The 19305-nt window shown below is 58.7% G+C and carries 31 protein-coding genes and 1 pseudogene; 2 read left to right on the top strand and 30 right to left on the bottom strand.

The window, feature by feature from the left end:
- Nucleotides 1–5 precede the first annotated feature (5 nt).
- Nucleotides 6–446, bottom strand: coding sequence for a DUF2809 domain-containing protein (locus tag FHT82_RS11410; protein ID WP_348647595.1), 441 nt, complete (start codon nt 444–446; stop codon nt 6–8).
- 107 nt (nt 447–553) lie between these two features.
- Here FHT82_RS11410 and FHT82_RS11415 point away from each other — a divergent pair, with 107 nt between their 5' ends.
- Nucleotides 554–1423, top strand: a complete 870-nt coding sequence (locus tag FHT82_RS11415) for a DUF817 domain-containing protein (protein WP_183730031.1) — start codon at nt 554–556, stop codon at nt 1421–1423.
- 683 nt (nt 1424–2106) lie between these two features.
- On the opposite strand, the pseudogene FHT82_RS11425 reads toward FHT82_RS11415, so the two are convergent.
- A pseudogene (locus FHT82_RS11425) lies at nt 2107–2328 on the bottom strand (transposase); the annotation flags it as partial.
- A 144-nt stretch (nt 2329–2472) separates the two neighbouring features.
- Between FHT82_RS11425 and FHT82_RS11430 the strand changes: the two are divergent.
- A complete protein-coding gene (locus tag FHT82_RS11430) occupies nt 2473–2820 on the top strand; it encodes a YciI family protein (protein WP_183730037.1) in 348 nt (115 codons plus the stop codon).
- Nucleotides 2821–3061: 241 nt separating this feature from the next.
- Here the strand turns inward: FHT82_RS11430 and rplQ are convergent, their stop codons facing one another.
- The 28 genes from rplQ to tuf all read right to left on the bottom strand — a co-directional run bounded on the left by rplQ (nt 3062) and on the right by tuf (nt 19240).
- Nucleotides 3062–3484 (bottom strand): 50S ribosomal protein L17, encoded by a 423-nt coding sequence (gene rplQ / locus FHT82_RS11435; protein ID WP_183730040.1) that lies wholly within the window; start codon nt 3482–3484, stop codon nt 3062–3064.
- A gap of 125 nt (nt 3485–3609) precedes the next feature.
- The gene (locus tag FHT82_RS11440; protein WP_018115507.1) at nt 3610–4620 is read right to left on the bottom strand and encodes a DNA-directed RNA polymerase subunit alpha; all 1011 of its coding nucleotides are present in this window, start codon (nt 4618–4620) and stop codon (nt 3610–3612) included.
- Between the two features lie 97 nt (nt 4621–4717).
- Nucleotides 4718–5107, bottom strand: a complete 390-nt coding sequence (rpsK, locus tag FHT82_RS11445) for a 30S ribosomal protein S11 (RefSeq protein WP_003547577.1) — start codon at nt 5105–5107, stop codon at nt 4718–4720.
- Nucleotides 5108–5240: 133 nt separating this feature from the next.
- Nucleotides 5241–5609 carry a 30S ribosomal protein S13 gene (rpsM, locus tag FHT82_RS11450; protein ID WP_113297881.1) on the bottom strand — a complete coding sequence of 123 codons (369 nt, stop codon included), beginning with the start codon at nt 5607–5609 and terminating at the stop codon, nt 5241–5243.
- Between the two features lie 220 nt (nt 5610–5829).
- Nucleotides 5830–6480, bottom strand: a complete 651-nt coding sequence (locus FHT82_RS11455) for an adenylate kinase (RefSeq protein WP_183730043.1) — start codon at nt 6478–6480, stop codon at nt 5830–5832.
- Nucleotides 6477–7817 carry a preprotein translocase subunit SecY gene (gene secY, locus FHT82_RS11460; RefSeq protein WP_183730045.1) on the bottom strand — a complete coding sequence of 447 codons (1341 nt, stop codon included), beginning with the start codon at nt 7815–7817 and terminating at the stop codon, nt 6477–6479. Before secY ends, FHT82_RS11455 begins: the two co-directional genes overlap by 4 nt.
- A 235-nt stretch (nt 7818–8052) precedes the next feature.
- Nucleotides 8053–8526 carry a 50S ribosomal protein L15 gene (gene rplO, locus FHT82_RS11465; protein ID WP_112572293.1) on the bottom strand — a complete coding sequence of 158 codons (474 nt, stop codon included), beginning with the start codon at nt 8524–8526 and terminating at the stop codon, nt 8053–8055.
- 16 nt (nt 8527–8542) lie between these two features.
- The gene (gene rpmD / locus FHT82_RS11470; RefSeq protein WP_007812887.1) at nt 8543–8752 is read right to left on the bottom strand and encodes a 50S ribosomal protein L30; all 210 of its coding nucleotides are present in this window, start codon (nt 8750–8752) and stop codon (nt 8543–8545) included.
- Between the two features lie 13 nt (nt 8753–8765).
- Nucleotides 8766–9335 (bottom strand): 30S ribosomal protein S5, encoded by a 570-nt coding sequence (gene rpsE / locus FHT82_RS11475; RefSeq protein WP_007812885.1) that lies wholly within the window; start codon nt 9333–9335, stop codon nt 8766–8768.
- 130 nt (nt 9336–9465) lie between these two features.
- Nucleotides 9466–9828, bottom strand: coding sequence for a 50S ribosomal protein L18 (gene rplR / locus FHT82_RS11480; RefSeq protein ID WP_183730048.1), 363 nt, complete (start codon nt 9826–9828; stop codon nt 9466–9468).
- Between the two features lie 12 nt (nt 9829–9840).
- Nucleotides 9841–10374: a 50S ribosomal protein L6 gene (gene rplF / locus FHT82_RS11485; protein ID WP_183730051.1), complete on the bottom strand. Its 534-nt coding sequence runs from the start codon at nt 10372–10374 to the stop codon at nt 9841–9843.
- Between the two features lie 41 nt (nt 10375–10415).
- Nucleotides 10416–10814 carry a 30S ribosomal protein S8 gene (gene rpsH, locus FHT82_RS11490; protein ID WP_004674934.1) on the bottom strand — a complete coding sequence of 133 codons (399 nt, stop codon included), beginning with the start codon at nt 10812–10814 and terminating at the stop codon, nt 10416–10418.
- A gap of 12 nt (nt 10815–10826) precedes the next feature.
- A complete protein-coding gene (gene rpsN, locus FHT82_RS11495; protein WP_018115514.1) occupies nt 10827–11132 on the bottom strand; it encodes a 30S ribosomal protein S14 in 306 nt (101 codons plus the stop codon).
- A gap of 32 nt (nt 11133–11164) precedes the next feature.
- Entirely contained in the window at nt 11165–11722 is a 558-nt protein-coding gene (gene rplE, locus FHT82_RS11500) for a 50S ribosomal protein L5 (RefSeq protein ID WP_007812878.1), read from the bottom strand.
- A complete protein-coding gene (gene rplX / locus FHT82_RS11505) occupies nt 11715–12023 on the bottom strand; it encodes a 50S ribosomal protein L24 (protein ID WP_037106636.1) in 309 nt (102 codons plus the stop codon). Before rplX ends, rplE begins: the two co-directional genes overlap by 8 nt.
- 12 nt (nt 12024–12035) lie before the next feature.
- Nucleotides 12036–12404 carry a 50S ribosomal protein L14 gene (rplN, locus tag FHT82_RS11510; protein WP_003573790.1) on the bottom strand — a complete coding sequence of 123 codons (369 nt, stop codon included), beginning with the start codon at nt 12402–12404 and terminating at the stop codon, nt 12036–12038.
- 261 nt (nt 12405–12665) lie between these two features.
- Complete coding sequence (gene rpsQ / locus FHT82_RS11515; protein WP_007812872.1) at nt 12666–12905, bottom strand: 30S ribosomal protein S17; 240 nt, start codon at nt 12903–12905, stop codon at nt 12666–12668.
- Between the two features lie 11 nt (nt 12906–12916).
- The gene (gene rpmC / locus FHT82_RS11520; protein WP_007531673.1) at nt 12917–13117 is read right to left on the bottom strand and encodes a 50S ribosomal protein L29; all 201 of its coding nucleotides are present in this window, start codon (nt 13115–13117) and stop codon (nt 12917–12919) included.
- A 12-nt stretch (nt 13118–13129) separates the two neighbouring features.
- Nucleotides 13130–13543 carry a 50S ribosomal protein L16 gene (gene rplP, locus FHT82_RS11525; protein WP_003573792.1) on the bottom strand — a complete coding sequence of 138 codons (414 nt, stop codon included), beginning with the start codon at nt 13541–13543 and terminating at the stop codon, nt 13130–13132.
- 38 nt (nt 13544–13581) lie between these two features.
- Nucleotides 13582–14316, bottom strand: a complete 735-nt coding sequence (gene rpsC, locus FHT82_RS11530) for a 30S ribosomal protein S3 (RefSeq protein WP_112572305.1) — start codon at nt 14314–14316, stop codon at nt 13582–13584.
- The gene (gene rplV / locus FHT82_RS11535; RefSeq protein ID WP_007812866.1) at nt 14316–14705 is read right to left on the bottom strand and encodes a 50S ribosomal protein L22; all 390 of its coding nucleotides are present in this window, start codon (nt 14703–14705) and stop codon (nt 14316–14318) included. The genes rpsC and rplV overlap by 1 nt, the downstream gene beginning before the upstream one ends.
- A 2-nt stretch (nt 14706–14707) precedes the next feature.
- Nucleotides 14708–14986 carry a 30S ribosomal protein S19 gene (gene rpsS / locus FHT82_RS11540; RefSeq protein ID WP_007531666.1) on the bottom strand — a complete coding sequence of 93 codons (279 nt, stop codon included), beginning with the start codon at nt 14984–14986 and terminating at the stop codon, nt 14708–14710.
- Nucleotides 14987–15001: 15 nt separating this feature from the next.
- Nucleotides 15002–15838, bottom strand: a complete 837-nt coding sequence (gene rplB / locus FHT82_RS11545) for a 50S ribosomal protein L2 (RefSeq protein ID WP_183730054.1) — start codon at nt 15836–15838, stop codon at nt 15002–15004.
- Between the two features lie 11 nt (nt 15839–15849).
- Nucleotides 15850–16143: a 50S ribosomal protein L23 gene (locus FHT82_RS11550; RefSeq protein WP_007812862.1), complete on the bottom strand. Its 294-nt coding sequence runs from the start codon at nt 16141–16143 to the stop codon at nt 15850–15852.
- Nucleotides 16140–16760 carry a 50S ribosomal protein L4 gene (gene rplD, locus FHT82_RS11555; protein ID WP_183730058.1) on the bottom strand — a complete coding sequence of 207 codons (621 nt, stop codon included), beginning with the start codon at nt 16758–16760 and terminating at the stop codon, nt 16140–16142. The genes FHT82_RS11550 and rplD overlap by 4 nt, the downstream gene beginning before the upstream one ends.
- A gap of 13 nt (nt 16761–16773) precedes the next feature.
- Nucleotides 16774–17415, bottom strand: a complete 642-nt coding sequence (rplC, locus tag FHT82_RS11560; protein WP_183730061.1) for a 50S ribosomal protein L3 — start codon at nt 17413–17415, stop codon at nt 16774–16776.
- Between the two features lie 33 nt (nt 17416–17448).
- Nucleotides 17449–17757: a 30S ribosomal protein S10 gene (rpsJ, locus tag FHT82_RS11565; protein ID WP_003547547.1), complete on the bottom strand. Its 309-nt coding sequence runs from the start codon at nt 17755–17757 to the stop codon at nt 17449–17451.
- A gap of 307 nt (nt 17758–18064) precedes the next feature.
- Nucleotides 18065–19240: an elongation factor Tu gene (tuf, locus tag FHT82_RS11570; RefSeq protein ID WP_183730064.1), complete on the bottom strand. Its 1176-nt coding sequence runs from the start codon at nt 19238–19240 to the stop codon at nt 18065–18067.
- Nucleotides 19241–19305 lie beyond the last annotated feature (65 nt).

The following is a 19305-nucleotide window of genomic DNA, read 5'->3' on the forward strand; positions in this document are numbered from 1 at the left end:
CCGCGTTACGGCTCGGAAGACAATCGCCTGCGTGCGGGATCAAGCGCATAGGCCGCAGCTATCCCGATAGAATAGGCGACGATATTCCAGAGCGAGAAGACTCTCCCAAGCAGCAAGGCGCCGGCGGTCGTCGATCGAAACGCATCGAGCCAGGGCGTGTGATGGAGCCGGAACAACTCGACGCTTATCGCAACGCATAGCGCCATAAGAGCAATTCCTGCGGGGCGAATGCTCCCAAAGAGGCCTGCGATGATAAATGCAAGCAGGACATAAACCATCGATCCCCAGAGCAGTGAGCCGCCGTATTTGACGATGAAGAAGGGAAGATCGGCCGCATAACCGAATCGCCGGAGTGTCAAACCGGAAATGATGATGAGCAGCAGGGCCGCGAGGCGCTGGGCATGGATGCGCCGAATAATCTTGTGTGAATTCAAAAAGGCAACCACAATTCTAACCGAGTTCCGCTGCCTAATTTCCAATCATCAAGATATCAAGCTGTCGCCGTCACTCGGTAGGTTCGCACTGTTTCAAAACAGAGGTTGCTCGCCAGCATATGCCAAAAGTCGCCGCACTCCCGGAATTACTTCCTCTTTTGGACAAGCATCTGATCGACCGGCCGGCCGATCTTCAACGCAATGGCATCGAACGCTTCATCGTCGAATTCTTCTATTTTGCCGTCAAGGAGGCCCGAGCCTGCCTCTTCGCAGGCCTGTTTTTTCTGTCGGTCTTCCTGGTCCCGCATGCAGGCATCATCGGTATTCCGCGTTATGATCTGCTGCTGATTATCGCTCTTGCGATTCAGGCTTGGATGGTCTGGGCAAAGCTCGAAACCATCGACGAATTGAAGGCGATCTCTGTCTTTCATCTGATTGGTTTTGCACTGGAGGTCTTCAAGACCTCAGGCAGCATCCAATCGTGGAGCTATCCGGATTTCGCCTATACCAAACTGTTTGGCGTCCCGCTTTTTTCCGGCTTCATGTATGCGGCTGTCGGCAGCTACGTCATTCAGGCTTGGCGCCTTTTTGATCTGCGCGTGAGACATCATCCGCCCTACTGGATGGCCGGGCTCATGGCATTGGCGATCTACGCCAACTTCTTCACCCATCACTATATCGGCGACTACCGTTGGTACATCGCCGCCTGCACGCTCGGTCTTTATGCGCGCACCACCGTCATTTTCAGGCCCTATGATCAGGACCGCAAGATGCCCCTGCTTCTCGCCTTCATCCTGATCGGCTTCTTCATCTGGCTTGCGGAAAACATCAGCACCTTCTTCGGCGTGTGGCGCTATCCGAACCAGATCGGCGCGTGGTCGACCGTGCATATCGGCAAATGGAGTTCGTGGTGCCTGCTGGTGATCATGACCTTCACGATCGTCGCGAACCTCAAGCACATCAAATACAAGATCCACGTGCCGGAATGAATGCAAAAACAGGCAGCGAACCAGCAAACCGGTAGATGCACCGCCGAATGCGAGCAGGGCTCGTCTATATGTGGGTCCGCAGCTGCTCGTCCCAGTAGCGCGGTCTGCAACCTTCAGCAAGGCATTGAAGGGCAGCGTCGCGTCGGGGAGGCAATGCCGTTGCGGGAGGCACCTTAGCAAAATCCTGCAGATCGGCCGGCTCTATTCCCTCAAGATCGTGTCACGCATCAAACGATGCCTCATGGTCCGCTCACCCGTCTTGTCGCCTACGCGGGTCAAGTTCCTGAAACCGGCGTGTCGATTTCGGCCTGTCGCCTTCGACTAAGGGTGAGCTAGTCGAAGAAGAAGAGCCAACCATGGTTTCCATTGAGCACTCCGAACAAGTCCAACTACAGTCGCAGCACCTCAGTGTCGTGCGCACCTTGCAAGCGGTTTGGGTACTGCTGAAGCATCAGCGAAGGTACCGCCGAAGCTTGAGCAAACTTTCGCGGTTTGACGCTCGCCTGCTACGTGACGTCGGGTTGGTGTCCCCGGAAATCTCAACCGGGAAAATCGCAGAATGGTTTCCTCCCTGTCCAGACGATCAGAGGCTGGGATCAAAGCCGCCCATCCTTACGGTAGGTGACGGAATTTAAGCCGTGCTTGCGTATTCTCGTGCATCTCGAGGATTGACGGGGCGGAGGTCAGGGCTTTTTGACGAAGCCCATGAAGTTTGCGAGCAGCTTGTCGTATCGGGTTGCGACGCGTCTGAACTGTTTGAGCTTGCTGAACAAGCGTTCGATACGGTTGCGCTCCCTGTAGAAGACGGCGTCGTAAGAGCGCTGGAGCTTGCGGTTGCGTTTCGCCGGGATGACGATGTCAGCACCAATTTCGGCGATCTTGACGCACAGATAATCGGCGTCATAGCGGCAATGGTAGCTGCCGCTGCGCTGTCCGGGAGAGGCGAGCCGGAAGTCCAAGCGACTCTGTTGTGGCAGGATTCTTTTTCGGTCTTTGTCGAATCGTGGCCTCCAAAAGCGACTAATATCGACAGCACCATGGAGAACCTAATGCGCTACCTCTGTCTCTTCTACATCGATCAAACTCTTGCTGATGCCGCCAGCAAGGAGGAATGGGCCGAGATTGACCGGGAGTCTCTCGCTTCCAATGAAGAACTCAAACGATCAGGCCACTATCTCGCCTCCAACGCGCTTGCTGACCCAAAGACTGCAAAGACACTGCGCGTTCGCGCCGGCAAGGTCAGTTGGAGCGACGGGCCGTTCGCAGAGACTAAGGAGCATCTGGGCGGCTTCCTGCTCATTGAAGCGAAGAACCTTGCGGAGGCAATGGAGATCGCAGAGCGGGACTCGCTCGCTCGGATGGGGGCAATCGAGGTGCGAGAGACTGCTGGTTTTTAGATTCGGAGCGCCCGGTTACTTCCGCAGGCTATACCGTTCGATGTTCTGGAATGAGACGCCGCCATGGCATGGCCAGGATCGTTGCGGCGTGCGCAATGTCATCAAGCCGTCCTCGGTGACAGGCCGGCGACGATCGATCGCTTCAGTCTACCTGAGCGAAAACGGTCTGCCAGCCTTCTATTGCCTACGAAAAAGCCGGGCGCAAGGCCCGGCTTTTCTGCTTTTCCGAAACCGGAAAATCTCAGGCAGCGACAGACTGCTCTTCGGCAGCGACGCGAGCCTTGTCGGCTGCGCCCTTTGCATAGGCGTCGCGGTCAACGAATTCGATGACGGCGAGAGCGGCGTTGTCGCCCTGGCGGAAGCCCGCCTTCATGATACGCAGGTAGCCGCCGTTGCGGGTTGCGTAACGCGAAGCGATCGTGTCGAAGAGCTTCGAAACGACAGCGGCGTCCTTGATCTGCGAGATCGCCTGACGACGAGCGTGCAGGTCGCCGCGCTTGCCGAGGGTGACGAGCTTTTCGACAATCGGACGGATTTCCTTGGCCTTCGGAAGGGTCGTTACGATCTGCTCGTGGGTGATGAGCGAAGCCGCCATGTTGGCGAACATCGCCTTGCGGTGGCTTGCAGTTCTATTCAGCTTGCGGCCGGCTTTACCATGGCGCATTGCTATTCTCCTTTAATGCAGTGCCCTTACTTCGTTACCGGGCCTGCCGTTTCCTGGCACATGCAGGCGATAGGCCTGCTGTTTGACGGGGAAAGGCAGCCGTGAAGAGCCTGCCTTTTTGGTTCTTAATATTGATCTTCGTAGCGCTTGGCGAGATCTTCGATGTTCTCGGGCGGCCATGCCGGCACTTCCATGCCGAGGTGCAGGCCCATGGAAGCGAGAACTTCCTTGATTTCATTCAGCGACTTGCGACCAAAGTTCGGGGTGCGGAGCATTTCTGCTTCGGTCTTCTGAATGAGGTCACCGATGTAGACTATGTTGTCGTTCTTCAGGCAATTTGCCGAACGAACGGACAGTTCGAGCTCGTCCACCTTCTTGAGGAGCGCCGGGTTGAAGGCCAGTTCGGTGACGGCTTCTTCTTCGGCTTCCTTCTGCGGTTCGTCGAAGTTGACGAAGACGCCAAGCTGGTCCTGCAGGATGCGAGCCGCGAAAGCGACGGCATCTTCGCCGGAGACTGAGCCATCGGTTTCGATGGTCATGGTCAGCTTGTCGTAGTCGAGAACCTGTCCTTCGCGGGTATTTTCAACCTTGTAGGACACCTTCTTGACCGGTGAATAGAGGCTGTCGACCGGGATAAGACCGATCGGAGCATCTTCCGCACGATTGCGCTCGGCCGGGACATAGCCCTTGCCGTTGTTGACGGTGAACTCCATGCGGATTTCGGCACCCTCGTCGAGCGTGCAGATGACATGCTCGGGGTTGAGGATTTCGATATCGCCAACCGTCTGGATGTCGCCAGCGGTTACAACACCCGGACCCTGCTTGCGCACGACCATGCGCTTGGCATCGTCGCCATCCATCTTGATGGCGATTTCCTTGATGTTGAGCACGATGTCTGTAACGTCCTCGCGAACGCCCGGGATCGAGGAGAATTCATGCAACACGCCGTCGATCTGCACGGCCGTAACAGCGGCACCGCGCAGAGAGGAGAGCAGAACGCGACGCAGCGCGTTGCCGAGCGTGAGGCCGAAACCGCGCTCAAGCGGCTCTGCAACGAGAGTCGCCTTGGTGCGCGAGCTCGAAGAGAACTCCACCTTGTTCGGCTTGATCAGTTCCTGCCAGTTCTTCTGAATCATAATTTTGCCTTCCGTTCGTTGCCACCATCCAATCGTGGCAACCGAGCTTGAAAACCACCGGGAGCGCTGAGGCGCTCACCGGTGACGATAGCGATGATCAGACGCGGCGCTTCTTGCGCGGACGGCAGCCATTGTGCGGGATCGGGGTCACGTCGCGGATGGACGTGATCATGAAACCGGCAGCCTGGAGCGCGCGCAGAGCCGATTCACGACCCGAGCCCGGGCCGCAAACTTCGACTTCCAGCGACTTCATGCCGTGTTCCTGGGCCTTCTTGGCGCAGTCTTCAGCAGCGATCTGGGCAGCGAACGGGGTCGACTTGCGCGAGCCCTTGAAGCCCTTGGCGCCAGCCGACGACCAGGCAATTGCATTGCCCTGCGCGTCGGTGATGGTGATCATCGTGTTGTTGAAAGTCGAGTTGACGTGAGCGACACCCGACGAGATGTTCTTGCGTTCGCGACGGCGAACGCGGACGGCTTCCTTAGCCATGGTATTCCTTTCGTTGATCTCTTCACCGCCGTAATCCCAGCGGCTACACCGGAACGGTGCCTACATGACCCCGCTCCAAACTCAAAAGAGGCCGGCGCAGACCGCCAGCCTCCCCATCCCGGTTTCCCGGAAATTACTTCTTCTTACCAGCGATTGCCTTTGCCGGACCCTTGCGGGTACGAGCATTGGTGTGCGTGCGCTGACCGCGGACCGGAAGGCCGCGACGATGACGCAGGCCGCGGTAGCAGCCGAGGTCCATCAGGCGCTTGATGTTCATCGAGGTTTCGCGACGAAGATCACCTTCGACCTGATAGTCGCGGTCGATGGTTTCGCGGATCTGAAGGACTTCAGCATCCGTGAGTTGATGAACGCGGCGATCAGCCGGAATACCGACCTTCTCGACGATTTCCTGCGCGAATTTCTGTCCGATCCCGTGAATGTAGGTCAGCGCGATGACGACGCGCTTTGCAGTCGGGATGTTGACGCCAGCGATACGTGCCACGCCTATTCTCCTTGCATTCCAGTTGCCGTCCGGCAATAGGGCTTCGTTATGCAGCCAAAAGGCCGCTCGTTCAAATTCGGGTTCGCAACATCACAAAACGACCGAACCCGGATTTCCTTCGGGAAATCCGCGCCGATCGCAGGGGATGTCGCGAGTTGGCGCGGTTTAGCGGAATCAGTGCAAAAAAGCAACCGTTCCCGCCAAGTTTATTTTCAAAGCTTTAAAGCTTGGAAAGAATGCCTTCGATCTCGGCGGTAACCTGATCGATTTCGGCCATGCCATCCACGGACTTCAATTTGCCCTTGGCGTAGTAGTAGCCGATCAGCGGCGAGGTTTCCTTGTAGTAGACCTCGAGGCGCTTGGTCATGGTCTCGGCATTGTCATCGGGACGGCGCTTGAAGTGGGTCGAACCGCACTTGTCGCAGACACCTTCCTTGTCTGGAACCTTGTCCGTATCGTGATAGACCGTGCCGCACTCAGCACAGGAGTAGCGACCTGCCACGCGGCGGACCAGTTCCTTGTCGTCGACACGGAATTCGATGACGACCGAAAGATCAAGACCCTTGGCCTTCAGCATCGCCTCAGTAGCATCCGCCTGCACCAGCGTGCGCGGGAAACCGTCGAGGATGAAACCGTTAGCGCAATCGGGCTGATCGATTCGTTCGGAGACGATGGCATTGACAATCTCGTCCGAGACCAGATTTCCGGCGTCCATGACAGCCTTGGCGCGCTTGCCGACTTCAGTACCCGCCTGAACGGCGGCGCGCAGCATGTCACCCGTGGAAAGCTGCGGAATACCATGCTTTTCCACGATCCGCTGGGCCTGGGTCCCCTTACCCGCGCCCGGCGGCCCCAAAAGTATAAGTCTCATCGCCCCCTCTTTCCTCCACGCAACTTCGATTTCTTGATCAGGCCTTCGTACTGCTGTGCGATCAAATGGCCCTGGATCTGTGCCACCGTATCAAGAGTTACGCTAACCACGATCAAAAGCGAAGTCCCACCAAGGGCTAATGGAATGCCGGTTTGCGACACCAGGATCTCAGGCAGGATACAGACGAATACGAGATAGATAGCGCCGATCACCGTGATACGGGTCAGCACGTAGTCGATATATTCGGCAGTGCGATCGCCCGGGCGGATGCCGGGGATGAAGCCGCCATGCTTCTTCAGGTTATCGGCAGTGTCCTTCGGATTGAAGACGATGGCCGTGTAGAAAAAGGCAAAGAAGGCGATGAGTGCCGCATAGAGCACCATGTAAAGCGGCTGGCCGTGGCCAAGCGCTGCAACGACGGCGGTCGCCCAGGCGGGCATCGCCGTCGTGCTGGCAAAGCCTGCGAGCGTCGCCGGCAGAAGCAGCAGCGAGGATGCAAAGATTGCCGGGATAACGCCCGAGGTGTTCAGCTTCAGCGGCAGGTGCGAGGTGTCGCCCTGGAACATGCGGTTGCCGACCTGACGCTTCGGATACTGGATCAGAAGGCGGCGCTGCGCGCGCTCGACGAAGACGATGACGGCGATGACGGCGATCGCAACGACGATGACGGCGAGGATGAGCGTCGTCGACAGCGCACCGGTACGGCCGAGTTCCAGCGTACCGGCAAGGGCTGTCGGAAGACCGGCCGCAATGCCTGCGAAGATGATCAGCGAAATACCGTTGCCGATACCGCGCGAGGTGATCTGCTCGCCGAGCCACATCAGGAACATCGTGCCGCCGAGAAGCGTTAGAACGGTCGAAATTTTGAAGAACCAGCCCGGATCGACGACGAGGCCGTTACCGCTTTCGAGACCAACGGCAATGCCGTAGGCCTGGAGCGCGCCGAGGATGACCGTGCCGTAGCGGGTGTACTGGTTGATGATCTTGCGGCCCTGCTCGCCTTCCTTCTTCAGGTTTTCGAGCGCCGGCACGACCGAAGTCATGAGCTGCACGATGATCGAAGCGGAGATGTAGGGCATGATGCCGAGCGCGAAGATCGCCATGCGCTGTACGGCGCCGCCGGAGAACATGTTGAAGAGGCCGAGAATGCCGCCAGCTTGACCCTGGAAGGCCTGGGCATAGGCCTGCGGATTGAGGCCTGGAAGCGGAATATGGGTACCCAGCCGGTAGACGAGGAGAGCTGCCAGTGTGAACCACAGGCGCTTCTTAAGATCCTCGGCTTTGGCGAAGGTCGAAAAATTGAGGTTTGAAGCCAGTTGTTCCGCTGCAGAAGCCATGCGTTTCTCCGCGCTACCAATTCCGGGCGCTCTCGAGTCGGCCGGCACCGGAATCAGTATGAATTTCTTTTAAAAACCGGGCTTCGGACGGATCGCTGGCGCAACCCTATGCCTCACCCTCGTTTTCAGTCTTACCGTCCCGACGCGGATGCGTCCAAGCAGGTTTTTGTGAGGCTCACATATGGGAGCAAAATCGCCCGGTGTGAAGCACCCCGGGCGATATATCATGAGTTTATTATTCTGCCGCTGCGGCAGAAAGAAGCGTTACCTTGCCGCCGGCCTTTTCGATCTTCTCGACGGCAGACTTGGAAGCGCCTGCAACTTCGAGCGTGATCTTGGCCTTGAGCTCGCCGTCGGCGAGAACGCGAACGCCGTCCTTGGCGCGGCGGATGACGCCGGCGGCCTTGAGAGCAGCCGCATCAACCGTTGCCTTCGCGTCGAGCTTGCCGGCATCGACGGCAGCCTGGATGCGTGCCAGCGATACGACGACGTAGTCGGCTGCGAAGATGTTGTTGAAGCCGCGCTTCGGCAGGCGACGATAGATGGGCATCTGACCGCCTTCGAAGCCGTTGATGGCGACGCCCGAACGGGACTTCTGACCCTTTACACCGCGACCACCGGTCTTGCCGGAGCCCGAGCCGATACCGCGGCCGAGACGCTTACGGCTGTGGGTAGAGCCTTCGTTATCCTTGATTTCATTGAGTTTCATGAGCGTTACTCCGGTCTCACTTCTCGTCGACAACGCGAACGAGATGCTGGACTGCACGGATCATGCCACGAACGGCCGGAGTGTCTTCCAGCGTGCGGCGACGGTGCATTTTGTTCAGTCCGAGACCGATCAGCGTGCGCTGCTGGACGTCCGGACGGCGAATCGGGCTGCCGATCTGTTCGATCGTAACAGTCTTCGCTTCAGCCTTCTTGGTAGCCTTGGCCATTGGTCAGCTCCTCTTATTCTTCAGAGGCGTTGCCAGAAGCGGCACGGCGAGCCTGGAGCGTAGCATACTTGATGCCGCGCTGGGCTGCGATGTCCTTCGGGTGAACCTGGTGCTTCAGAGCGTCGAAGGTGGCGCGAACCATGTTGTAGGGGTTCGACGAACCAGTCGACTTGGCGACGACGTCGTGGACGCCGAGCGTTTCGAAGACGGCGCGCATCGGACCACCGGCGATGATACCGGTACCGACCTTGGCCGAGCGCAGCAGAACCTTGCCGGCGCCATGACGGCCATGGACGTCGTGATGCAGCGTACGGCCGTCACGCAGCGGTACGAAGATCAGTTCGCGCTTGGCGGCTTCGGTTGCCTTGCGGATGGCCTCCGGCACTTCGCGTGCCTTGCCATGGCCGAAGCCTACGCGGCCCTTCTGGTCGCCGACGACGACGAGAGCGGCGAAGCCGAAGCGACGGCCACCCTTAACAACCTTGGCGACGCGGTTGATCGCGACCAGCTTGTCGACGAATTCGCTATCGCGCTCTTCGCGGCTCTGGCGGTCTTCCCGCTGCGGCCTTCTTTCCTGTGCCATTGTCCTCTTCCTTTTTCTTTTCCGGGTGCAATCGGCAAACAAAACGAGGACCGCATCGGCTTCCCCAAGGGAACGGTTTGCGGTCCGGTGAAATCCGGCCGAGGCTTAAAGGCCTTCGGCCGGAAACTGATTAGAAGGTCAGACCGCTTTCGCGGGCTGCATCTGCCAGGGCCTTGATGCGGCCATGATAGATGAAGGCGCCACGGTCGAATACGACCTCAGTGACACCTGCCTTGGAGGCGCGCTCTGCAACGAGCTTGCCAACGAGGGCTGCTGCTGCGGTGTCGGCACCGGTCTTCAGAGAACCGCGCAGATCCTTGTCGAGGGTCGATGCAGCGGCAAGGGTCTTGCCGGCAACATCGTCGATGATCTGAGCATAGATGTTCTTCGAGGAGCGATGAACCGACAGGCGCGGACGGCCGTTGGCCACCGACTTGAGATGACGGCGCACGCGGTTGGCACGACGTGCAAGTGCTTCTTTCCTGCTAGCCATTTCGCGTGATCCTTACTTCTTCTTGCCTTCTTTGCGGACAATCCGCTCTTCGGCATACTTGACGCCCTTGCCCTTGTAGGGCTCCGGACCGCGATATTCGCGGATCTCGGCGGCGACCTGACCGACCTGCTGCTTGTTGATGCCGGTGACGATAATTTCCGTCGGCTTCGGTACAGCGATCGTGATGCCCTGCGGCGGTTCGTAGACCACGTCGTGGCTGAAACCGAGCGCTAGCTGCAGGTTCTTGCCCTGCAGGGAAGCACGGTAACCAACGCCGTTGATTTCGAGCTTGCGCTCGAAGCCGTCCTTGACGCCCTTGAAGATGTTTTCGATCATCGTGCGGGACATGCCCCACTTCGAACGAGCATTCTTCGTCTGGCTGAGCGGCGTTACGACGACCGCATTGTTTTCGAGCTTGAGGCTGATTTCGTCGTTTGCGACGAAAAACAGCTCGCCCTTCGGACCCTTAGCGGTAACCTTCTGGCCATCGACCGTAGCCGTGATCCCAGCAGGCACCTGAACGGGCTTCTTACCGATACGAGACATGTTTCAATCCTGTCTGTTCGCTATGGAGACCCTGCGCTGTCTTAGAAGACAGAGCAGAGAACCTCGCCACCAACGTTCTGTTCGCGAGCCTGGTGATCGGCCATCACGCCCTTCGGGGTCGAAAGGATGGTGATGCCGAGGCCGTTCGCGACCTGCGGAATGGACTTGACCGAGACATAAACCCGGCGGCCCGGTTTGGACACACGGCCGATCTCACGGATCACCGATGCGCCTTCATAGTACTTCAGTTCAATGTTCAGTTCGGACTTGCCGTTGCCGAAATCGACGACGGAGTAGCCACGGATGTAGCCTTCGGACTGGAGGACATCGAGAACACGTGCACGGAGCTTGGAAGCAGGCGTCGAAACCGACGACTTGCGACGCGAAGCACCGTTGCGGATACGGGTGAGCATATCGCCCAACGGATCAGTCATTGTCATCTAACCTGCTCCTTACCAGCTCGACTTGACGATGCCCGGCACCTTGCCGAGATTGCCCAGTTCGCGCAGCGCGATACGCGACATACGCAGTTTACGGTAATAAGCGCGCGGACGACCGGACACTTCGCAACGGTTGCGAATGCGGGTCTTCGATCCGTCACGCGGCAGGGATGCCAGCTTGATCGAGGCCTTGAACCGCTCTTCGATCGGAAGAGCCTGGTTCATGATGATCGCCTTCAGAGCTGCGCGCTTGGCAGCCTGGTTTGCGACCGTATTACGGCGGCGCTTGTTCTTTTCAACTGCGCTTGTCTTCGCCATGTCAGGTTCCTTTTCTACGCTCGTCGTTACGGTTACTGACGGAACGGGAAGCTGAACTCCGTGAGGAGAGCGCGAGCTTCGTCGTCGGTCGTGGCCGTCGTGCAAACGATGATGTCCATGCCCCACATCTGATCAACCTTGTCGTAGTTGATTTCAGGGAACACAATGTGCTCCTTGATGCCCATGGCAAAGTTGCCACGGCCGTCAAAGCTCTTCGGGTTCAGGCCGCGGAAGTCGCGAACGCGCGGAAGCGCGATGTTGACCAGGCGATCCAGGAACTCGTACATGCGGGCGCCGCGCAGGGTGACCTTCGCGCCGATCGGCATGTTTTCGCGGACCTTGAAGCCAGCGATAGAGTTGCGTGCACGGGTGATAACCGGCTTCTGGCCAGCAATGGCAGCCAGGTCGGCAGCAGCAACGGTCGGCTTCTTCGAGTCAGCCGTGGCTTCGCCCACACCCATGTTGATAACTATCTTGTCAAGCTTCGGGATCATCATCTCGTTGGCGTAGGAGAACTTCTCCTGCATCGCCTTACGGATCCGCTCGACATATTCCTTCTTGAGCCGCGGCTCGTACTTTGCCTCAGCCATCGATCACTTCTCCCGAACGCTTGGCCACGCGGACCTTCTTGCCGTCAACAACCTTGAAGCCGACGCGGGTCGGCTTGCCGTCCTTGTCGACGATCGCGACGTTGGACAGGTGGACCGAAGCTTCCTTGGAAATGATCCCGGCTTCCTGGGTCTGTGTCTGGCGCTGATGGCGCTTTACGACGTTTACGCCGCGAACGACGGCGCGATCTTCCTTCGGCAGGACCTGGATGACTTCGCCAGTGCGGCCCTTGTCCTTGCCTGCGAGCATGACGACCTTGTCGCCCTTACGAATCTTTTGCATCGTTCTCGCTCCTTACAGTACTTCGGGAGCCAGCGAGATGATCTTCATGTGGTTCTTCGCACGCAATTCGCGCGGAACCGGTCCGAAGATACGGGTGCCGATCGGCTCTTTTTTGTTGTCGATGAGGACTGCTGCGTTGGTGTCGAAGCGGATGACAGAGCCATCCGGACGACGGATGTCCTTGGCGGTGCGAACTACAACCGCCTTCATCACGTCACCCTTCTTCACACGGCCGCGCGGAATAGCTTCCTTGATCGAAACGACGATGACGTCGCCGATCGAGGCATACTTGCGCTTCGAGCCGCCCAGCACCTTGATGCACATGACACGACGGGCGCCGGAATTATCCGCGACGTCGAGGTTTGTTTGCATCTGAATCATATCAGGTCGCCTTCTTGTTCTTACCGGAATGGTTGGGCAAAGCCCCCTCTCCCGGCTTATGAAAATTGTCTGCCGGCCGCTCGTCACAGGAACAGCGAAAGCACGGCAATAGCTTGAATAGCGCGGGATCGATCGTTGCCAGGGTGGTTTCCCAGATGGGACCTTCCGTGCGCTTAAAGCAAAAGAACGCCCGGCATTCGAGCGTTCCGACGCTGCTTCATACAGAAATTTCCGCGAGACGCAAGGCCTCGCGCGAAATTCTTACTTGGCCTGGGCGGCAATAACCGTCCAGCGCTTGTCCTTGGAGATCGGTGCGCACTCCTCGATGGAGACGATATCGCCGATCTTGTACTGATTGTTTTCGTCGTGGGCCTTGTACTTCTTGGAGCGACGAACGGTCTTCTGGAGCAGCGGATGAGCGAAACGACGCTCAACGCGAACTACGACAGTCTTCTCGTTCTTGTCACCAACCACGACGCCCTGCAGAATACGCTTCGGCATGTTTTTTTCCTTTAAGCCTTTGCTTCTGCCGCCTTCTGGCGGGCAATGGTTTTGACGCGGGCGATGTCCTTGCGGACTTCGTTGATGCGCGAGGACTTCTCAAGCTGGCCGGTCGCCTTCTGGAAGCGCAGGTTGAACTGCTCCTTCTTCAGGTCGGCGAGCTTGTCCTTGAGCTGGTCGGCCGTGAGGCCGCGTACTTCTTCGGCTTTCATCGTGCCTTCTCCTTACTCTGCGATGCGCTGAACGAAGCGCGTCTTGACCGAGAGCTTGGCCGAGCCGAGGCGAAGCGCTTCGCGCGCGATTTCCTCGGAGACACCGTCGATCTCGAACATCATACGACCGGGCTTGACCTTGCATGCCCAGTATTCCACGGAACCCTTACCCTTACCCATGCGGACTTCGGTAGGCTTTGCGGTTACCGGAACGTCCGGGAACACGCGGATCCAAACACGGCCGGCGCGCTTCATGTAACGCGTGATCGCGCGGCGGGCCGCTTCGATCTCGCGTGCGTTAACGCGGTTCGGCTCCTGAGCCTTCAGGCCGAATTCGCCGAAGGCCAGGTCAGAACCGCCCTTGGCTACGCCCTTGATGCGGCCCTTGAACTGCTTGCGGTACTTAGTACGCTTTGGCTGCAACATTTTCTTACTTCTCCGAGCTTATCTTTCGCCAGCGCTAATTACGCGTTGTCGCGTTCGCGGCGACGATCGCCACGGTCGCGTTCGCGGCTTGCCGGACCCTGTGCATCGCCTTCCAGCGCGCGGCGTTCGGAAGCCATCGGATCGTGCTCAAGGATTTCGCCCTTGAAGATCCAGACCTTGATGCCGCAGATACCGAATGCGGTTTCGGCTTCAGCCGTACCGTAATCGATGTCGGCGCGCAGGGTGTGCAGCGGAACGCGGCCTTCGCGGTACCATTCCGTACGAGCGATTTCTGCACCGCCGAGACGGCCGGCGCAGGTGATCTTGATGCCTTCGGCGCCAAGACGCATCGCGGACTGAACGGCGCGCTTCATGGCACGGCGGAAAGCCACACGGCGCTCGAGCTGCTGGGCGATCGACTGAGCGACGAGCGTCGCGTCGATTTCCGGCTTGCGCACTTCAACGATGTTGAGATGCGTTTCGGAGTTCGTCATGTCCGACAGCTTCTTGCGGAGCTTGTCGATGTCGGCGCCCTTGCGGCCGATGATCAGGCCCGGACGGGCCGAGTGGATCGTGACGCGGCACTTCTTGTGCGGACGCTCGATGACCACCTTGGAGATACCGGCCTGCTTCAGTTCGCTCATGACGAACTTCCGCATCTTCAGGTCTTCGTGCAGGAGCTGGCCGTACTCGGCATTGTCCGCAAACCAGCGGCTATCCCAGGTACGGTTGATGCCAAGACGGAAACCAATCGGATTGATTTTCTGACCCATTATGCGGCCTCCTCTTGTGCCTGCACTTCACGAACGACGATCGTCAGGTGAGCGAACGGACGTTCGATGCGCGATGCGCGGCCGCGGCCGCGAGCGTGGAAGCGCTTCATGACGATCGACTTGCCGACATAGGCCTCGGCGACGACGAGAGCGTCGACGTCGAGGTCATGGTTGTTCTCGGCGTTGGCGATCGCAGATTCGAGCGTCTTCTTGACGGCACCTGCGATACGCTTGCGGGAGAATTCCAGCTCAGCGAGTGCACGCTCGACCTTCTTGCCGCGGATAGCCGCAGCAACCAGGTTGAGCTTCTGTGGGCTGACGCGGAGCGTACGGGCGACTGCTTGCGCCTCGTTGTCCTTCAGCCGGCGTTCGGCTTTAGCCTTACCCATCGTTACTTCCTCTTTGCCTTCTTGTCCGCGCCGTGACCGTAATAGGTACGGGTCGGAGAGAATTCACCGAATTTGTGACCGACCATGTCTTCGTTGACACTGACCGGAACATGCTTGCTGCCGTTGTAGACGCCGAAGGTGAGACCAACGAACTGCGGCAGGATCGTGGAGCGACGGCTCCAGATCTTGATTACTTCTGCACGTCCGCCTTCACGAACCTTCTCAGCCTTCTTGAGAAGATAGCCGTCAACAAACGGACCTTTCCATACTGAACGAGCCATTGAGGACTTCCTCTCTTACTTCTTGCGCTGATGACGCGAGCGCATAATGAACTTGTCGGTCGCCTTGTTAGAGCGTGTGCGCTTGCCTTTGGTCGGCTTGCCCCACGGCGTCACCGGATGGCGACCACCAGAGGTGCGGCCTTCACCACCGCCGTGCGGATGGTCGACCGGGTTCATGACGACGCCGCGGTTATGCGGACGCTTGCCGCGCCAAACGGTACGACCGGCCTTGCCGTCGTTGATATTGGCATGGTCAGGGTTCGACACAGCACCGATCGAAGCAAGGCAGGTGCCGTGCACGAGGCGCTGTTCGCCGGAGTTCAGGCGAAGGATCGCCATGCCCTGGTCGCGGCCGACGAGCTGTGCGTAGGAACCGGCGGAGCGGGCAATCTGACCGCCCTTGCCCGGCTTCATTTCCACGTTGTGGATGATGGAGCCGACCGGAATGTACTGCAGCGGCATCGTGTTGCCGGGCTTGACGTCGACGGCCTTGTCGGAAGCGATGACCTTGTCGCCGGCAGCAAGACGCTGCGGAGCGATGATGTAGGCCTTCTCGCCGTCGGCATAGCTGACGAGCGCGATGTAAGCCGTACGGTTCGGGTCGTATTCGATACGCTCGACCGTCCCTTCGACGTCGAACTTGCGACGCTTGAAGTCAATGATGCGATACGTACGCTTGTGACCGCCGCCGATGAAGCGGGCTGTGATGCGGCCGAGGTTGTTACGACCGCCGCTCTTGGTCAGACCTTCCGTCAGCGACTTGACCGGCTTGCCCTTGTAGAGGCCCGAACGGTCGACGATGACCAGCTGGCGCTGGCTCGGGGTCGTCGGATTGAATGTTTTCAATGCCATCTTTTTATTCCTCAGAGACCGGTGGAGACGTCGATCGTCTGGCCTTCAGCCAACGTCACGACAGCCTTCTTCACGTCCTGCTGCTTGCCGACAAAACCGCGGAACCGGCGGGTTTTGCCCTTGCGCAGCAGGGTGTTGACGGCCGTGACCTTGACGCCGAAGAGCGCCTCGACCGCAGCCTTGATTTCCGGCTTCGTCGCCTTCTTGGCGACATTGAAAACAACCTGGTTGTTTTCCGATACCAGCGTGGACTTTTCGGTGATCGCAGGAGAAACGATCACATCGTAGTGGCGAAGATCGGTCACTTGAATCGCTCCTCTAGCGCTTCAACGGCAGCCTTGGAAAGCACGAGCTTGCCGCGGCGGACGATGTCGTAAACGTTGATGCCCTGGATCGGCAGAACATCGACGTTCGGGATGTTCTGAGCAGCGAGCTTGAAGTTACCGTCGAGCTCGGCGCCACCGATGAAGAGGGCGTTGGTGAGACCCAGCGAGGCGAATACGCCGGCCAGAGCCTTCGTCTTTGCTTCGTTGGCGACCAGATCATCGATGATGATCAGTTCGTCTGCCTTGATCTTGGCGGACAGCGCATGACGCAGGCCGAGCGCGCGAACCTTCTTGGGAAGGTCGTGTTCATGACTGCGGGCGACCGGGCCGTGGGCCTTACCACCGCCGCGGAACTGCGGAGCACGAGCCGAATGGTGACGAGCGCGGCCCGTACCCTTCTGCTTGTACATCTTGGCGCCGGTGCGGGAAACGTCCGCGCGGCCCTTTGCCTGATGGGTGCCCTGCTGCTTCTTGGCAAGCTGCCAGCGGATGACGCGGGCGAGAATGTCTTCGCGGGGCTCAAGGCCGAAAATCGCGTCAGAAAGGGAAACCTTCCCAGCGTCTTTGCCCTCGAGGGTCTTGACGTTCAATTCCATTGGTCTGGCTCCCTTACTTCGCTGCCGACTTGACGGCGTCGCGCACGATGATCCAGGCACCCTTGGAACCGGGTACTGCACCCTTGATCAGGATCAGACCACGATCTTCGTCGGTCGAAACCACTTCAAGGTTCTGCGTCGTCACGCGCGTCTGGCCCATATGACCAGCCATCTTCTTGTTCTTGAAAACCTTGCCCGGATCCTGGCGCGAACCCGTCGAACCATGCGAGCGGTGCGAAACAGACACACCGTGCGTGGCGCGCAGACCGCCGAAACCGTGGCGCTTCATGGCGCCGGCAAAGCCCTTACCGACCGTGGTGCCGGTGACATCGACGAGCTGGCCAGCAGCAAAGTGGCCAGCCTTAAGCTCAGTGCCAATATCGAGCAGGTTGTCTTCCGAAACACGGAATTCCTGGAGCTTGGCCTTCGGCTCAACGTTAGCAACGGCAAAGTTGCCGCGCATCGCCTTGGACGTGTTCTTTACCTTGGCCTGGCCAGCACCGAGCTGAAGCGCGGTATAGCCATTCTTTTCTACGGTGCGCTGGGCCACGACCTGGCAGCCATCCAAACGCAGTACCGTTACCGGGACATGCTCGCCGGCGTCGTTGTAGACGCGGGTCATTCCCACCTTCTGTGCAATCACACCTGAACGCATCGGTTCAATCCTTCCAACTCAGCTCGAGCAAGCTCAGAGCTTGATCTCAACATCGACACCTGCGGCGAGATCGAGCTTCATCAGCGCGTCTACCGTCTGCGGGGTCGGATCTACGATGTCGAGCAGGCGCTTATGCGTGCGCATCTCGAACTGTTCGCGGCTCTTCTTGTCGATGTGCGGGGACCGGTTGACCGTAAACTTCTCGATGCGGGTCGGAAGCGGAACGGGGCCCCGGACGCTTGCACCGGTGCGCTTCGCCGTCGACACGATCTCGCGCGTGGAAGCATCGAGAATCCGGTGATCGAACGCCTTCAGGCGAATGCGGATATTTTGGCCGTTCATTCGACGTTATCCTTGTGTTTGTTTTCCCTCATGTCTTTGGGCAAGACATGGGTTGTTCTTTCTTCCTAAGGCGGACCACCGGTTTCAAAGATCGAGAGAAATGCCTGTTACGGCATCCCTATCCATTCTTCAGGGCCTTTTGACCCACCTTATTGTTTGTTTAGTCACCGCTTCGTCATCCAAAGCGGTACGCAAATCGCGCTCGCGCGCCATTTGCAACATTTCTGTGTAATAAGCAAGCGGCCAGCGCCGCCTGCTTCATAATAATGTCATCGAATCGGCTGCTCCACCGGAGCAGCCGAATGGATTACTCGACGATGGAAGCAACGATGCCTGCACCGACGGTGCGGCCGCCTTCGCGGATCGCGAAGCGAAGCTTTTCTTCCATCGCGATCGGAACGATCAGCTCGACGTCAACGGTGACGTTGTCGCCAGGCATGACCATTTCCGTGCCTTCCGGAAGCGTCACGATACCCGTCACGTCCGTCGTGCGGAAGTAGAACTGCGGACGGTAGTTCGTGAAGAACGGCGTATGACGGCCGCCTTCTTCCTTCGTCAGGATGTAGGCTTCGGCCTTGAACTTCTTGTGCGGCTTGACAGAGCCCGGCTTGCACAGGATCTGGCCACGCTCGACGCCGTCACGGTTCACACCGCGAACCAGCGCACCGATGTTGTCGCCGGCCTGGCCCTGGTCGAGCAGCTTGCGGAACATTTCAACGCCGGTCACCGTCGTCTTCGAGGTCGGACGGATGCCGACGATCTCGACTTCTTCACCAACCTTGACGATGCCACGCTCGACGCGGCCGGTCACAACCGTACCGCGGCCCGAGATCGAGAACACGTCTTCGATCGGCATCAGGAACGGCTGGTCGATCGGACGCTCAGGCGTCGGGATGTAGGCGTCGACCTGAGCCATCAGCTCGCGGATCGCGTCTTCACCGATCTTCTTGTCGGAATCTTCAAGCGCAGCAAGCGCCGAACCCTTGACGACCGGAATGTCGTCGCCCGGGAAGTCGTAGGACGACAGAAGTTCGCGCACTTCCAGCTCGACGAGCTCGAGCAGTTCGGCGTCGTCGACCTGGTCGACCTTGTTGAGGAACACAACGATCGCCGGAACGCCAACCTGGCGGGCGAGCAGGATGTGCTCGCGCGTCTGCGGCATCGGGCCGTCAGCAGCAGAGCAGACCAGGATCGCGCCGTCCATCTGCGCGGCACCGGTGATCATGTTCTTCACATAGTCAGCGTGGCCGGGGCAGTCGACGTGCGCATAGTGGCGGTTCGGCGTCTCGTACTCGACGTGAGCCGTCGAAATGGTGATGCCGCGCGCCTTTTCTTCCGGTGCCGCGTCGATCTGGTCATACGCCTTGAACTCACCGAAGTACTTCGTGATCGCTGCCGTCAGAGACGTCTTGCCGTGGTCAACGTGGCCGATCGTGCCAATGTTGACGTGCGGCTTGTTGCGCTCAAACTTACTCTTTGCCATTTTCGGCTCTCCATTCTTTGGCCCGAGGGGCGCTAATTCTTGTTATCGGTCAATTGGTATTCCGG

The organism is Rhizobium sp. BK275, from assembly GCF_014193555.1.
Lineage (GTDB): Bacteria > Pseudomonadota > Alphaproteobacteria > Rhizobiales > Rhizobiaceae > Rhizobium.